Annotated in this window: 14 protein-coding genes and 2 pseudogenes; 15 read left to right on the plus strand and 1 reads right to left on the minus strand. The window is 70.6% G+C overall.

The genetic code is table 11. The features are described 5' to 3' along the window. Nucleotides 1–30 precede the first annotated feature (30 nt). Nucleotides 31–1968 (plus strand): ATP-dependent zinc metalloprotease FtsH, encoded by a 1938-nt coding sequence (ftsH, locus tag QA802_RS29650; protein WP_334528840.1) that lies wholly within the window; start codon nucleotides 31–33, stop codon nucleotides 1966–1968. 44 nt (nucleotides 1969–2012) lie between these two features. Here ftsH and QA802_RS29655 read toward each other — a convergent pair whose 3' ends face one another. Then, nucleotides 2013–2888 carry an SAM-dependent methyltransferase gene (locus QA802_RS29655; RefSeq protein WP_334528843.1) on the minus strand — a complete coding sequence of 292 codons (876 nt, stop codon included), beginning with the start codon at nucleotides 2886–2888 and terminating at the stop codon, nucleotides 2013–2015. A 201-nt stretch (nucleotides 2889–3089) separates the two neighbouring features. Between QA802_RS29655 and proS the strand changes: the two are divergent. The 14 genes and pseudogenes from proS to QA802_RS29725 all read left to right on the plus strand — a co-directional run bounded on the left by proS (nucleotide 3090) and on the right by QA802_RS29725 (nucleotide 14020). Further along, nucleotides 3090–4509: pseudogene (proS, locus tag QA802_RS29660) on the plus strand (proline--tRNA ligase). Between the two features lie 261 nt (nucleotides 4510–4770). Next, entirely contained in the window at nucleotides 4771–5367 is a 597-nt protein-coding gene (locus tag QA802_RS29665) for a hypothetical protein (RefSeq protein ID WP_057580519.1), read from the plus strand. Nucleotides 5368–5774: 407 nt separating this feature from the next. Beyond that, on the plus strand, nucleotides 5775–6197 hold the full coding sequence (rpsP, locus tag QA802_RS29670) for a 30S ribosomal protein S16 (protein ID WP_057580520.1): 423 nt from the start codon (nucleotides 5775–5777) through the stop codon (nucleotides 6195–6197). A 5-nt stretch (nucleotides 6198–6202) separates the two neighbouring features. Further along, nucleotides 6203–6442: an RNA-binding protein gene (locus tag QA802_RS29675; protein WP_003973401.1), complete on the plus strand. Its 240-nt coding sequence runs from the start codon at nucleotides 6203–6205 to the stop codon at nucleotides 6440–6442. A 130-nt stretch (nucleotides 6443–6572) separates the two neighbouring features. After that, a complete protein-coding gene (rimM, locus tag QA802_RS29680; RefSeq protein WP_334528846.1) occupies nucleotides 6573–7127 on the plus strand; it encodes a ribosome maturation factor RimM in 555 nt (184 codons plus the stop codon). After that, nucleotides 7127–7960 carry a tRNA (guanosine(37)-N1)-methyltransferase TrmD gene (trmD, locus tag QA802_RS29685; RefSeq protein WP_334528848.1) on the plus strand — a complete coding sequence of 278 codons (834 nt, stop codon included), beginning with the start codon at nucleotides 7127–7129 and terminating at the stop codon, nucleotides 7958–7960. Before rimM ends, trmD begins: the two co-directional genes overlap by 1 nt. A 137-nt stretch (nucleotides 7961–8097) precedes the next feature. Continuing rightward, nucleotides 8098–8448 (plus strand): 50S ribosomal protein L19, encoded by a 351-nt coding sequence (gene rplS, locus QA802_RS29690; RefSeq protein WP_020128707.1) that lies wholly within the window; start codon nucleotides 8098–8100, stop codon nucleotides 8446–8448. A 45-nt stretch (nucleotides 8449–8493) separates the two neighbouring features. Beyond that, on the plus strand, nucleotides 8494–9225 hold the full coding sequence (lepB, locus tag QA802_RS29695; RefSeq protein WP_334528851.1) for a signal peptidase I: 732 nt from the start codon (nucleotides 8494–8496) through the stop codon (nucleotides 9223–9225). Continuing rightward, nucleotides 9218–10315, plus strand: a complete 1098-nt coding sequence (gene lepB / locus QA802_RS29700) for a signal peptidase I (RefSeq protein ID WP_334528854.1) — start codon at nucleotides 9218–9220, stop codon at nucleotides 10313–10315. The genes lepB (QA802_RS29695) and lepB (QA802_RS29700) overlap by 8 nt, the downstream gene beginning before the upstream one ends. Beyond that, nucleotides 10203–11183 (plus strand): signal peptidase I, encoded by a 981-nt coding sequence (lepB, locus tag QA802_RS29705; RefSeq protein WP_334528857.1) that lies wholly within the window; start codon nucleotides 10203–10205, stop codon nucleotides 11181–11183. Before lepB (QA802_RS29700) ends, lepB (QA802_RS29705) begins: the two co-directional genes overlap by 113 nt. A 165-nt stretch (nucleotides 11184–11348) precedes the next feature. After that, on the plus strand, nucleotides 11349–12125 hold the full coding sequence (lepB, locus tag QA802_RS29710) for a signal peptidase I (protein ID WP_334528860.1): 777 nt from the start codon (nucleotides 11349–11351) through the stop codon (nucleotides 12123–12125). A gap of 34 nt (nucleotides 12126–12159) precedes the next feature. After that, a pseudogene (locus QA802_RS29715) lies at nucleotides 12160–12357 on the plus strand (DNA mismatch repair protein MutT); the annotation flags it as partial. 143 nt (nucleotides 12358–12500) lie between these two features. Next, complete coding sequence (locus QA802_RS29720) at nucleotides 12501–13688, plus strand: tyrosine-type recombinase/integrase (protein WP_334518195.1); 1188 nt, start codon at nucleotides 12501–12503, stop codon at nucleotides 13686–13688. Next, nucleotides 13685–14020, plus strand: a complete 336-nt coding sequence (locus QA802_RS29725) for a helix-turn-helix domain-containing protein (RefSeq protein ID WP_334518197.1) — start codon at nucleotides 13685–13687, stop codon at nucleotides 14018–14020. The genes QA802_RS29720 and QA802_RS29725 overlap by 4 nt, the downstream gene beginning before the upstream one ends. Nucleotides 14021–14028 lie beyond the last annotated feature (8 nt).

Genomic DNA, 14028 nt, shown 5'->3' on the forward strand with positions numbered 1-14028 from the left:
GTGCCCGGCGCTCTGTCGTAGCGTCCAGATATGAGCAATGCCGCTCCGGAGCGCAAGGCCCCCGACCAGCCCTGGCGCACCGAGGGGACCCCGGACGACGAGGGACCACGCCCCCCGGACGGCAGGAAGGCGCGCGGCCGCTGGTGGGGACTGGCAGTCACCGCGGTGATCGTCTTCCTGCTGGTGTACGTAGGACTGAACTACCTCGGCGGGGGCGACGAGCCGACGATCTCCTACACGGAGTTCAGCAGACAGGTCGACGCGGGCAACGTCGACAAGATCTACTCCAAGGGCGACGCCATCCAGGGCCAGCTCAAGAAGGCCCGCGACGACCCCGACGGCGGCGGCCAGTACACCAAGTTCACCACCCAGCGCCCGGCCTTCGCGGACGACGACCTCTGGCAGAGCCTGGACCGCCAGGACGTCACGGTGACCGCGCGGCCGGTCGTGCAGCAGCGCAGTCTGCTGGCCAACCTGCTGCTCTCGCTGGTGCCGATCGTGTTCCTGGTCGCCGTGTGGATCTTCTTCGCCCGGCGCTTCGGCGGCGGTCCGGGCGGCGCGGGCGGCATCCTCGGGCGCAAGACACCGCCCAAACCGGTGGGCCTGCGGCCCGACGGCCGGCGCACCACGTTCGCCGACGTGGCCGGCATCGACGAGGTCAAGGGCGAGCTGGACGACGTCGTCGACTTCCTCGAACACCCCGAGGTCTACCGCCGGATGGGCGCGAAGATGCCCCGCGGTGTGCTGCTCGCAGGGTCGCCGGGCACCGGCAAGACCCTGCTGGCGCGCGCGGTTGCGGGCGAGGCCGGCGTGCCGTTCTTCTCCGCCTCGGCCTCCGAGTTCATCGAGATGATCGTGGGCGTCGGCGCGTCCCGCGTGCGTGAACTGTTCGCCGAGGCCCGCAAGGTGGCCCCGTCGATCATCTTCATCGACGAGATCGACACCATCGGGCGCATCCGCAGCGGCGGCGCCTCGGTGGGCGGGCACGACGAGCGCGAGCAGACGCTGAACCAGATCCTCACCGAGATGGACGGCTTCTCGGGCGCCGAGGGCGTCATCGTCATCGCGGCGACCAACCGCGCCGACATCCTGGACCCGGCGCTCACCCGGCCCGGCCGCTTCGACCGGGTGGTCAGCGTCTCTCCGCCGGACCGTGCCGGACGCGAGGCGATCCTCGCCATCCACACCCGCGACATCCCGCTGGCGGCGGACGTGGACCTGGCCCGGGTGGCGCGCACGACCCCGGGCATGACGGGAGCGGATCTGGCCAACCTCGCCAACGAGGCCGCGCTGCTCGCCGTGAAGCGCGAACAGGAACAGGTGACGCAGTCCGACCTGTCCGAGGCGCTGGAGAAGGTGCAGCTCGGGGCCGAGCGCACGCTGATCATGCCCGAGGAGGATCGCCGGCGCACTGCCTTCCACGAGAGCGGCCACGCCCTCCTCGGCATGCTGCAGCCCGGCGCCGACCCGGTCCGCAAGGTCACCATCGTGCCGCGCGGCCGTGCCCTCGGGGTGACCCTGTCGACGCCCGAGGTGGAGCGGTACGCGCTCTCCGAGGAGTATCTGCGCGGCCGGATCATCGGCGCCCTCGGCGGCATGGCGGCCGAACATATCGTCTACGGCGTCGTCACGACCGGCGCCGAGAACGACCTGGAGCAGGTCACCAACATCGCGCGCGGGATGGTCGCGCGGTGGGGCATGAGCGAACGGGTGGGCCGCCTCTCCGCCCTCCCCGACGACGCCCAGCAGGCCTACGGCCTCGCCGCCGCCCCGGCGACCCTCGACGTCATCGACCACGAGATGCGCCGCATCGTCGACGAGTGCTACGAGGAGGCCTGCGGCAAACTCCGCGACCACCGGGAGCAGCTGGACGCCCTCGCCCTGGCGTTGCTGGAGCACGAGACCCTGGAGGAGGCGGACGCGTACCGCATCGCCGGCATCACCCGGCTGACCAAGAAGGACGCGTAGACCCCGACCGGAACCTGTGCGGCGTGCGGCCGGAGGTCATGCGCTCACGGGGTCCGGGCGATCAGGTAGCGGAAGACGTTCGGCATCCAGACCGTGCCGTCCGGTCGCCGGTACGGGTGGAGCGCCTCCGCCGTCTCCTTCTCGACCTGCGCCTGGTCCGTCGCCGCGACCGCCGCGTCGAACAGGCCCGTGGAGAGCAGCCCCTGGAGAGCGCTGTCCACGTCGGCGTACCCGAACGGACAGGCCACCCGGCCCGATCCGTCCGGCCGCAGCCCGGCCCGCCGGGCGACGTCCTCGAGGTCGTCGCGGAGCGCGGGGCGCAGCCGGACCGTGCCGCGGTCCTGGTCCGCCGCCCTGGCCGCGATCCTGAGCACCGCCGTGGTGGCGCAGCGCTCGGGCGGACCCCAGCCGACGAGCACCACGGGGGTGCCGCGCCGGGCGAGCGGCGTGGCGGCCGCCAGCAGCCCGGCCAGTTCCTCCGTGTCGCCCGCCACGCGGCCGATCGGCTCGAAGGCCGTCACCAGGGTGTACGCGGGCGTCCGCGCCTCCGGCCGGTCCGTGGGCAGCCGGTCCGTGGGCAGCCGGTCGGTGAGCCGGATGTCCGCACGCGCGTGTGCCCCCCAGCTCTCCCGCACGAGCAGCCGCTCGCGCGCGAGTGCCAGCCGTGCCGGGGAGGAAGGCTCGACGCCGGTGAGGGCCGCGCCTCTGGAGGCCGCCATCACCAGGGCGAGCCCGGAGCCGCAGCCGAGGGAGAGGAGCCGGGTGTCCGGCCCCACGTCCAGCCGCTCGTGGACGGCCTCGTAGAGCGGAACCAGCATCCGTTCCTGGATCTCGGACCAGTCACGCGCGCGTGCACCCAGATCCGCGCGGGGCGCCGGCCCCGTGTGAGGCAGGTGCTGTCGCACGAGCACAGGTGTCATGGATAAGCGCCCCAATCCGCCGAGAGTCTGCCGCTGTACCCGATCAGGTGGGCCCCCGTGCAGTGCTCCGGCACCGCCCCCGTATGCCAGGTAACTCCCCGTGCGCGGTCGCGTCCAGGGGTTGCGGAGCCTCGCTTGAGGACGGCATGTGCCGGTGGCGAGAATTCACGTTCCGGCAATGTGGGCCCGTACCCTCTCGTCATGGCAAAGGCACCCGTCCTCACCCCGCGGGCCCAGGACTTCCCCCGCTGGTACCAGGACCTGATCGGCAAGGCGGAACTGGCCGACAACGGTCCGGTGCGCGGCACGATGGTGATCCGACCGTACGGGTACGGGCTGTGGGAGCGGATGCAGGCGGAGATGGACGTCCGGATCAAGCGGACGGGCGCCGAGAACGCGTACTTCCCGCTGCTGATCCCGCAGTCCTACCTCACGCGTGAGGCGGACCATGTCGAGGGCTTCGCACCCGAGTTGGCGGTGGTCACGCACGGCGGCGGCAAGGAGCTCGAGGAGCCGGCGGTCGTGCGGCCCACCTCCGAGACCATCGTCAACGAGTACTTCGCCAAGTGGGTGGGTGCAGAGCTACCGCGACCTCCCCCTGCTGATCAACCAGTGGGCCAACGTGGTCCGTTGGGAGCTGCGGCCGCGCCTGTTCCTGCGGACGTCCGAGTTCCTCTGGCAGGAGGGCCACACCGCGCACGCCACCTACGAGGAGGCCCGGGACTTCGCCGCGCTCATCCACCGCGAGGTCTACGGCGACTTCCTGGAGAACGTCCTCGCGATCGACTTCGTCGCCGGCCGCAAGACGGTCCGGGAGCGGTTCGCGGGCGCCGTCAACACGCTCACCCTCGAGAGCATGATGGGCGACGGCAAGGCGCTGCAGATGGTCACCAGCCATGAGCTGGGCCAGAACTTCGCCAAGGCCTTCGACACCCGGTACCTGTCCAAGGACGGCACCCGGGAACTCGTCTGGCAGACCTCCTGGGGTTCGACCACCCGCATGATCGGCGCGTTGGTGATGACCCACGGCGACGACGACGGGCTGCGGGTGCCGCCGCGGCTGGCGCAGATCCAGGTCGTCGTCCTGGCGGTCAAGGACGACGAGGCGGTTCTGGCCAAGGTCCGCGAGATCGGCGCCCGGCTGACGGCGGCGGGCCTGCGCGTCCGGGTCGACGACCGCACCGACGTGCCGTTCGGCAGGCGCGCGGTCGACTGGGAGCTCAAGGGCGTGCCCGTGCGCGTCGAGATCGGGCTCCGTGACCTGGCCGGCGGCACGGCGATGCTGGTCCGCCGCATCCCGGGAGGCAAGGAGCCGGTGGCGGTCGACGCGCTCGCGGATCTGCTGCCCGCCGTCCTCGAGGAGGACCAGGCGCTGCTGCTCCGGCAGTCGCGCGAGCGCCGCGAGTCCCGGACCGTGGACGTGCCGACGGTCGAGGAAGCCGTCGAGGCGGCCGGCGCCGGCGGCTGGGCGCGCGTCCCGTGGGCGGCACTCGGCGAAGAAGGCGAGGCCAGGCTGGCCGAGCAGGCGCTGAGCGTACGGTGTCTCGTCGCCGAGGACGGGTCGGTGCCGGACGACGGGGACGCCCCCGGTAACGTCGCGGTCGTCGCGCGCGCTTATTGAAGCAGCGCACTTTGCGTGCTGGAGCGACCGAAACGCCTCTTGCGCCCCCGGGGGACCCCCGCACCCCGGCGCGCGGACAGGGCCTACGCGCCGGGTCGTACCGGGGACTACGCACCAGCTTGTGACGAGCTGTGAGGCTTCTCCGCAGATCAGCGCACCCGCCCTCGTCCGGACGCATGAGTACCGACTGACGGGTACGTGCAAATTATTTGAGATGCCCCGGAATAGGAACACTGGGGCACCCCCGCTCGTTGTCATTACGTGAGCACGACACAGACACCACCAGTTCTCGCCGCAGAGCTGGCAGAGGCGTGGGCCGACATTCAGCGGTACCACCCCGAGCTGCCGGATCTCGCCGCGCCAGAGTCCCTGATCGGGGAGTCGTCGTCCGCCTGCGGTCACGAGCTCTCCTTCGAGCGACTGCTTCACGAGGCAGTCCATGGCATCGCCGCCGCCCGCGGCGTCCGCGACACCTCCCGCGCCGGCCGCTACCACAACCGCAGATTCCTCGCGATCGCCGAGGAGATGGGGCTGGACCACCCGGAGGAACCGCACCCCAGCAGCGGCTTCTCCCTGGTCACGCTCAACCCCGAGGCCAAGCGCCGCTACCGTCCGACGATCGAGCGGCTGCAGCGGGCCCTCAAGGCCCACACCGCGGCCACCTCCGCCGACACCGCCCGCACCTTCCGGGGCCCGGCCGCCCGGCACGGCTCCTCCGGCGGAGGCGTCCGCGTCAAGGCCGTCTGCGACTGCGGACGCAACGTCCGGGTCGTGCCGTCGGTTCTGGCCCAGGCGCCGATCGTGTGCGGGGGCTGCGGCAAGCCGTTCCGCATCCCGGAGATCGTCGGCGCGGCCTAGCCGGGACCCGTCGGGCCTGGAGCGGTCCGGTACCGGCATCTCGTGGCTGCCGGTCCACGACGCGAGGGCGGGGTGCCCGTCCGCCGCGGACAGTCGCGCCTCCCCGGCGCCCAGAAGCCCGGGGGACTTCAGGGGCACCGCTGGACGCGGCCGGCACCCCGCGGCGCCGGACCGCGCACCCGGCGCGCCGTCACGTGCGCCCGGGCGCCCCTCAGGCGTGCCCGGGAGCCGCCGCCCCCTCGGCCGAGGCGACCCACCGGGTATGGCACAATGGTCAGCTGTACTCGACAGTCGCACAGGACCCCTCTCTCCTCCGGCTGACGCGTCCATCGGGCACTCGGGTACCGCAACCCCACGCGGCCATCTCGCCGTGCCCAACCACGTCAAGACCAGGAGACACCACTTCCGTGGCAGTCAAGATCAAGCTGAAGCGTCTGGGCAAGATCCGTTCGCCTCACTACCGCATCGTCGTCGCCGACTCCCGCACCCGTCGTGACGGCCGTGCGATCGAGGAGATCGGCAAGTACCAGCCGACGTACCACCCGTCCGTCATGGAGGTGGACGCCGACCGCGTCGCCTACTGGCTGGGTGTCGGCGCGCAGCCGACCGAGCCCGTCCTCGCCATCCTGAAGAAGACCGGCGACTGGCAGAAGTTCAAGGGCGAGCCCGCCCCGGCGCCGCTGCTCGTCGCCGAGCCGAAGAAGGCTCGCCCGTCGTTCGAGGCCCTCGGCGGCGACGACTCGGGCAAGGGTGAGGCCATCACCCAGAAGAAGAAGGCCGAGAAGAAGGATGAGGCTGCCGCCGAGTCCTCTGAGTCGACCGAGGCCTGAGCAGCATGCTCGAAGAGGCGCTTGAGCACCTCGTGAAGGGCATCGTCGACAACCCCGACGATGTGCAGGTCGCCTCGCGCAACCTGCGCCGCGGGCGAGTGCTCGAGGTCCGTGTCCACCCGGACGACCTCGGCAAGGTGATCGGTCGCAACGGCCGCACCGCACGCGCTCTGCGCACCGTCGTGGGCGCCATCGGCGGCCGGGGCGTCCGCGTCGACCTCGTCGACGTGGATCACGTCCGCTGACGCGTTTTCTCGCACCACCGGCTCGGGCCGGGGAAGGCCACTGGGCCGTCCCCGGCCCGTAGTCGTTACGGCACTCGTCACGGCACGTGTGACGACAGGCACCGACAGGCACGACAGGAGATCTTCAGAAGTGCAGCTCGTAGTCGCGCGGATCGGCCGCGCCCACGGCATCAAGGGCGAGGTCACCGTCGAGGTACGCACCGACGAGCCGGAGCTGCGGCTCGCACCCGGCGCCGTCCTGTTCACGGACCCGGCCCCGACCGGACCGCTGACCATCGAGACCGGCCGCGTCCACAGCGGCCGCCTCCTCCTGCGCTTCGAGGGCGTGCGCGACCGCAACGCCGCCGAGGCCCTGCGCAACACCCTCCTGATCGCCGAGGTCGATCCCGAGGAGCTGCCCGAGGAGGAGGGCGAGTACTACGACCACCAGCTCATGGACCTGGACGTGGTCACCGTGGACGGCGCCGAGGTCGGCCGGATCACCGAGATCTCGCATCTGCCCTCCCAGGACCTCTTCATCGTCGAGCGGCCCGACGGCAGCGAGGTGATGATCCCGTTCGTCGAGTCGATCGTCGCCGAGATCGACCTCGAGGAGCAGAGGGCGGTCATCGACCCGCCGCCCGGTCTCATCGACGACCGAGCCGAGGTCGCCGGCACCCGGGACCCGGCCGGGGAAGAGTCCTGATGCGCCTCGACGTCGTCACGATCTTCCCGGAGTACCTGGAGCCGCTGAACGTCTCCCTCGTCGGCAAAGCCCGCGCGCGCGGGCAGCTCGACGTGCGGGTGCACGACCTGCGGGAGTGGACGTACGACCGGCACAACACGGTCGACGACACCCCCTACGGCGGCGGACCCGGCATGGTCATGAAGACCGACCCCTGGGGCGACGCCCTCGACGCCGTCCTCGCCGACGGCTACGAGAGGGGCTCGCACGCCCCCGCGATCGTCGTCCCGACCCCCAGCGGCCGGCCCTTCACCCAGGAACTGGCGGTCGAGCTCTCCGAGCGGCCCTGGCTGATCTTCACGCCGGCCCGCTACGAGGGCATCGACCGGCGGGTCATCGACGAGTACGCCACTCGGATCCCCGTCTACGAGGTCTCCATCGGCGACTACGTGCTGGCCGGCGGGGAGGCGGCCGTCCTCGTCGTCACCGAGGCCGTGGCGCGACTGCTGCCCGGCGTGCTCGGCAACGCCGAGTCACACCGCGACGACTCCTTCGCCCCCGGCGCCATGGCCAACCTCCTCGAAGGCCCCGTCTACACCAAGCCGCCCGCCTGGCGCGGCCGGGAGATCCCCGAGGTGCTGCTCAGCGGCCACCACCAGAAGATCGCCCGCTGGCGCCGTGACGAGGCCCTGCGACGCACGACGGCCCACCGGCCCGACCTGATCGAACGCTGCGCGCCCGCGGCCTTCGACAAGAAGGACCGCGAGATGCTCTCCATCCTCGGCTGGACGCCCGACCCGGAGGGTGCGCCGTACGGCCGATTTTGGCGCAGGACCGACGGCGTGGAAGAATAGGTCGCTGTTGTGCGCCGTCCGGTGTGCGCCCCTGCCGCAGGGGGACACGACGCCCGCCTCGACGGGCACACGGCACTCAATCCTCGAACATCTAGTTCCGTTGATGACCTGTGGCATCAGCGAAGAAAGCAGACGAAATGTCTCACCTGCTCGACTCCGTCGACGCCGCGTCGCTGCGCAGCGACGTTCCGGCCTTCCGCCCGGGCGACACCGTCAACGTCCACGTGCGCGTCATCGAGGGCAACCGCTCCCGTGTGCAGCAGTTCAAGGGCGTGGTCATCCGCCGCCAGGGCGCCGGCGTCCGTGAGACCTTCACGGTCCGCAAGGTCTCCTTCTCCGTCGGCGTCGAGCGCACCTTCCCGGTGCACACCCCGATCGTCGAGAAGATCGAGCTCGTCACCCGCGGTGACGTGCGTCGCGCCAAGCTGTACTACCTCCGTGAGCTGCGCGGCAAGGCCGCGAAGATCAAGGAGAAGCGCGACAACTGAGCGCCTCCCGGAGTTCATGGAGGGGCCGGATAACATCTGGCCCCGATGGACACCGAAGCTCAGCCGACGCCGGAGCGCGATCGCTCCCCCCGCCCTTCCGTTGCCGCGCACGTCTCCCAGGAGACCGCGGACCCGGAGGGACCGGAGGGGCGGTCGCGTTTTGCGTGGGCGGGGCGGATCGTGTCGTGGGTGCCCGGCGGCCGCTACAGCCTGACCGTGCTGGTCTGCCTGCTGTTTTTGCTGGTCCTCAACGCTTTCGTGGTGCAACCGTTCCAGATTCCCAGCGGATCCATGGAAAACACGTTGAGGATCGGTGACCGTGTTCTCGTAAATAAGGTGGCGTACCGTTTCGGTGCCGAGCCGCGGCGGGGCGACGTCATCGTGTTCGACGGCACGGGGTACTTCGGGAACTCCGACTACATCAAGCGCGTCGTGGGTGTAGGGGGAGATCACGTGGTCTGCTGCGACAAGGAGGGGAGGATCCGGGTGAACGGCCGGTCGGTCGACGAGTCGACATTCCTGTATCCCGGCGACAGCCCGTCCACGGCCGCCTTCGACGTGGTCGTGCCCGACGACGCCCTGTTCGTCCTGGGCGACCACCGCAGCCGCTCCAGCGACTCCCGGGACCACCTGGGCTCACCCGGCGGCGGCATGATCCCCGTCGACGACGTGATCGGCCGTGCCGACTGGATCGTCTGGCCCTTCGCCCACCTCACCCGTCTGTCGCGTCCGAGCGTCTACGCGCGCGTGCCCGGCTCGGAGGGCGCCCGTGGGTAACCGCGGCAAGCCGCGCGGCGTCTCGGACAGCGCCGCGGACAACCTCCTGCCCACCGGCGTCCGGCGCACCGCCGGCCCCGGCCCCGGCCGCTCCCGCGCGGAGCGGCGCAAGCTGCAGCGCAAGGTCAAGCGCAAGCGCAGGCGCTCGGCCGTGCGGGAGATACCGCTCCTGGTCGGCGTCGCCGTCCTGATAGCCCTGGTCCTGAAGACCTTCCTGGTGCAGGCCTTCGTGATCCCGTCCGGCTCCATGGAGCAGACGATCCAGATCGGCGACCGCGTCCTGGTCGACAAGTTCACCCCGTGGTTCGGCTCCAAGCCCGAGCGCGGGGACGTCGTCGTCTTCAAGGACCCCGGCGGCTGGCTCGACGACGAGCAGACCACCGGGAAGAAGGAGGATCCGGTCGTCGTCAAGCAGGTCAAGGAAGGGCTCACCTTCATCGGCCTGCTGCCGTCCGACAACGAGAAGGACCTCATCAAGCGGGTCGTCGGGGTGGGCGGCGACCACGTCAAGTGCTGTGACACGCAGGGGCGGGTCACCGTCAACGGCGTCCCCCTGGAGGAGGGAAGCTATCTCTATCCCGGCAACACCCCCTCGGACGACCCGTTCGACATCACCGTCCCCCAGGGGCGGCTGTGGGTGATGGGCGACCACCGGGCCAACTCCGCCGATTCCAGGGCGCATCGCAACACCGACTACGGCGGCACCGTCTCGGAGGACGAGGTGGTCGGCAGGGCCATGGTGATCGCCTGGCCGCTCGGGCACTGGATCCGTCTCAAGGAACCGCAAACTTTCTCCTCGGTGACCGGCTCGGCCGTCGCGGCGACCGCCGCCGCCCACCCGTCGCATAGGGTTGTTCCCGACGGTCCGAACGGATCGATCGGAAGACTCCCGACCCCTGCGGAACTCCCGCTCGTTATGGGAGTGGTGGGCCTGCGTCGTACGTGGGGCAGGCAGCGGCACAGAGTGAGGAGTTGGCGTGGGGGATGTGGCGGTTGGCGCACGGTCCGGGCACGACGGCGAGGAGCACCGCGGGCACCCCGTGGGAGCTGCCGACCCGGTCACGGACGGCGCCGTGACCCCCGGGAGTGACCTCGAGAGGGGCGGCGACGGTCCGCCGGCGGACGAACCGCCCCGCACCGGCGGCGACGGTTCGGACGGTGCGGCGCCGAAGGCGAAGAAGCCCCGCTCCTTCTGGAAGGAGCTGCCGATCCTGATCGGCATCGCGCTGGTTCTCGCGCTGCTGATCAAGACGTTCCTGGTGCAGGCCTTCTCCATCCCGTCGGCCTCGATGGAGAACACCCTCAGGATCGGCGACCGGGTTCTCGTCGACAAACTGACCCCCTGGTTCGGCTCCGAGCCGGAGCGCGGCGAGGTCATCGTCTTCCACGACCCGGACAACTGGCTCGCGGGTGAGAACACCGTCGAGCCGAACGCCTTCCAGACTCTCCTCAGCTGGATCGGCCTGATGCCGTCGGCTGAGGAGAAGGACCTGATCAAGCGTGTCATCGGCGTCGGCGGCGACACCGTCGCCTGCAAGGGCACCGGCCCGCTCACGGTCAACGGCAAGGCGCTGAACGAGCCGTACGTGTACCCCGGCAACACCCCGTGCAGCCAGGACGACCAGGGCGGCCAGTTCTCGGTGAAGGTCCCCAAGGGCTCCGTCTGGGTCATGGGCGACCACCGCCAGAACTCGCGCGACTCGCGGTACAACCAGTCGGACAAGAACCACGGCATGGTGCCCGTCGACCAGGTCGTCGGCCGTGCCATCGTCAAGGCCTGGCCGCTCACCCACTGGGGCACGCTGCCGGTGCCGGACACCTTCGAGCAGACCGGTCTGAACGAGCAGTCCGCGGCGTCCGCGGCCCTCACCGTCGCGCCGCAGGGCCTCGCCCTCGCCGGAGTCGTACCGGTGGTCCTGCGGCGGCGTCGGCGGACCAAGGACTCCGACCCCCGCTGAGCGGGGCCCGCTGACCCCCGGCCCCGCGACCTGGCCCGCCCGGCCCTCGTTCGGCAAACCCTTTCCCAAGGGTGCGGCCTCCGCCTGCGGAGACCGGCGCGAACCGGGCGAGGCCGGGAAAGAGGGGCTGACCAGGTTCGGTACCGCCGGGTAGGGTGCGGGTCCATGGGTGGCGAGAGCACTACACGAACGGCCCCGCGCAGCGGCGGTGGCACCAGCAGCGGCCCGGTGGGCAGCCGGACCGGACAGCGACTGTCCGGACTGGCCGTCGCGCTGGGCCTCGTGCTGTTCCTCGGCGGGTTCGCCTGGGGAGCCCTGCTCTACCGGCCCTACACCGTGCCCACGAGTTCCATGAGCCCGACGATCGCCGCCGGCGACCGTGTGCTCGCCGAGCGCATCGACGGCGGCGAGGTGCGCCGCGGGGACGTGGTCGTCTTCACCGACAAGACCTGGGCGAGCAACGCGCCCGTGGTCAAGCGCGTGGTCGCGGTCGGCGGCGACACGGTCTCCTGCTGCACCGACGGCAAGCTGACCGTCAACGGCAAGCAGATCGAGGAACCGTATCTGCCGCCCGGCACGCTGGCCGAGATCAAGAACTTCCCGACCGTGAAGGTCCCCGACGGCAGGCTCTTCCTCCTCGGCGACGAGCGGCAGGGCTCCCTGGACTCCACCGCCCACCTCACCGACGCGGCGCAGGGCACGGTGGCGCGCAGCGCCGTCAAGGCCCGCGTCGACGCCGTCGTCTGGCCCATGAACGGCATGCTGAAGCGGCCCACGGGCTTTGTGGCCCTCGGCGCCCTCTCCGAGCCGGGGCCGCTGGGCACGATCGGCTGGCTGATCGTCGCCGGCGCCGTACTGGTGCTCGGTGGCGGCGCCTACGGCCCGATCGCCAAGCGGACGGGTCGCCGCCGCACCCGGCCGGAGCCCGCCGGTGCCCGCTGAGCCGCTGCCCGCGAGCCCTGTGCCCGCTGGCCCTGTGCCCGCCGGCCCGGTGTCCGCTGATTCGGCGCCCGCGGAGCCGGCGGGCGGGCCGACCGGAGGGGGCGCCGACGCGTACGAGGGCGGGCTGCGCAAGGTGGCGCGGGTCGTTCTGCTCGACCCGCAGGACCGCATTCTGCTGCTGCACGGCCATGAGCCGGACGACCCCGCCGACCACTGGTGGTTCACAACTGGAGTACGGGCGGGTTCCCTGAGGGGCTGATCGACGCGTCGTTCCATTTCAGCTGGCAGGAGGCTCGATGGGCTCCTGCATCAGCCTCTCAGGATGTTGGGCCGTTCTCCTGAATTTCAGGACTCTCTGCTGTAATTTCAACGTCCATGGCAGATCCCGGGACTCGCGTGCTCTCCCTCGTACCGCCTCCCAGCGAACCATCGCCCGCAGAGGCGGGGTTGCTGGGAGGCGAGCCGGGGCTGAGCGACGTGCTGTTGCTGCAGCGCCGGTACGCAGGCGGGGCGAACGAGGAAGACGAGCAGTTGTTCTTCATGGACGCTCTGGTCGAGTACCAGTGGGCGCGAGATGTGGCGGGCCTGGCGTCCTCCACCCTGGACGGGCTGACGAAGCCAGTGATCGAGGTGTGCGACCACTACGGTGTCGTGCCATGGCGGCTGACGCCCCGGCACGTCGACGGGTACTTCGCCGGAGTCGGCAAACGCCAGGCACCGACCGTGCGATCGAAGCTGAACCGGATCGACCACTTCTTCGCATTCCTGGAGCAACGCTACGCGCACGAGATCTTCCAGCGTTTCGGGGCAGCGGTCGAGTCGCCGATCGATCCATTCAACCGACACGCACACCGCGGTGACTTCGGCCTTCGGGTGCCACCGTCGGCCCGGGCGGTCAACGAGTTCTTCGCCGGTTGGCGGCGGGAGCTGGCGCACGCCCGCAAGGAGGCGGTGGCGTGTAGGGACTATGTGATGGCGAAGTTGATCTACATCTCCGGGGTGCGGGCTTCGGAGCTGTGTCAGATGCGCATGAAGGACCTGCACTGGGAGTCCGGCGACTTCGGGAGGTTTCTCGTTCAGGGCAAGGGCGCCCGAGGGTCGGGGCCGCGACAGCGAGAGGCGTTTCTGTTCGCCGAGGGACGTGAGTTGCTGTGGTGGTACGTGGAGGAAGTCCGCGGGTTGTTCTCAGACGACCCGGAGCACCCTGAGTCGCCGGTCTGGCCCTCGGAGCGCTTGGCGCGGGATCTTGGCGGCATGCCGAACCCTGTCGGCCCGGCGGTGACAACGTCGACGCTACGGAAAGCCCTGGCGAGAGCCTCGGAGGCCCACCTGGCAGGTCCGGTCGAGCGGATCTTTCCTCATCTGCTTCGGCATGCTTGTGCCACACACCGTTACGAGGCGGGGATGTCCCTGTGGGAGGTGCAGAAGTTGCTCGGCCATGACTGGACGACGACCACGGTTCGGTACATTTTGTCCGCTCAGGGCGATCCAGAGATGGCCAGCCGACGTTCGTCGGCTCGGGCCGCACAGCGACTACGCGTGGACACGGGGGGTCTGTCGTGAAGTGGAACCTGCGGTGGGCGGCGGCCAGCCGAGGCATCTGGCGGCCCAGTGACCTGATGCCCGTGTTCAAAGAAGTCGGCTTCACTCCGTCGATGTCGAAGGTCTCCGCGCTCTGGTCGGGCACACCGGTAACGGTGCGGTTGGACGACCTGGACCTGATCTGTGCTGCTCTTCAGTGCACGGTCGCGGACCTGCTCGTCGCCGAACCTGTAGCCGGGAAGACGCCGCTGGCCCAGGACGAGGGGCTCGCGACGGCTGCGGGCGAGTCGCCCAGGCCGGTTCCGCGCCGGTCCACCGGGGCGGGGCGGCCCCGGTCGCTCCCACCGAACTGAGGTGGCCC

The organism is Streptomyces sp. B21-105 (assembly GCF_036898465.1).
Classification (GTDB): domain Bacteria; phylum Actinomycetota; class Actinomycetes; order Streptomycetales; family Streptomycetaceae; genus Streptomyces.

Coding starts and splice junctions, on each gene's coding strand:
- lepB (WP_334528860.1), top strand. CDS start 11,349: ATGGGTGGCGAGAGCACTACACGAACGGCCCCGCGCAGCGGCGGTGGC.
- lepB (WP_334528851.1), top strand. CDS start 8,494: ATGGACACCGAAGCTCAGCCGACGCCGGAGCGCGATCGCTCCCCCCGC.
- ftsH (WP_334528840.1), top strand. CDS start 31: ATGAGCAATGCCGCTCCGGAGCGCAAGGCCCCCGACCAGCCCTGGCGC.
- trmD (WP_334528848.1), top strand. CDS start 7,127: ATGCGCCTCGACGTCGTCACGATCTTCCCGGAGTACCTGGAGCCGCTG.
- QA802_RS29720 (WP_334518195.1), top strand. CDS start 12,501: ATGGCAGATCCCGGGACTCGCGTGCTCTCCCTCGTACCGCCTCCCAGC.
- QA802_RS29675 (WP_003973401.1), top strand. CDS start 6,203: ATGCTCGAAGAGGCGCTTGAGCACCTCGTGAAGGGCATCGTCGACAAC.
- QA802_RS29655 (WP_334528843.1), bottom strand. CDS start 2,888: ATGACACCTGTGCTCGTGCGACAGCACCTGCCTCACACGGGGCCGGCG.
- rplS (WP_020128707.1), top strand. CDS start 8,098: ATGTCTCACCTGCTCGACTCCGTCGACGCCGCGTCGCTGCGCAGCGAC.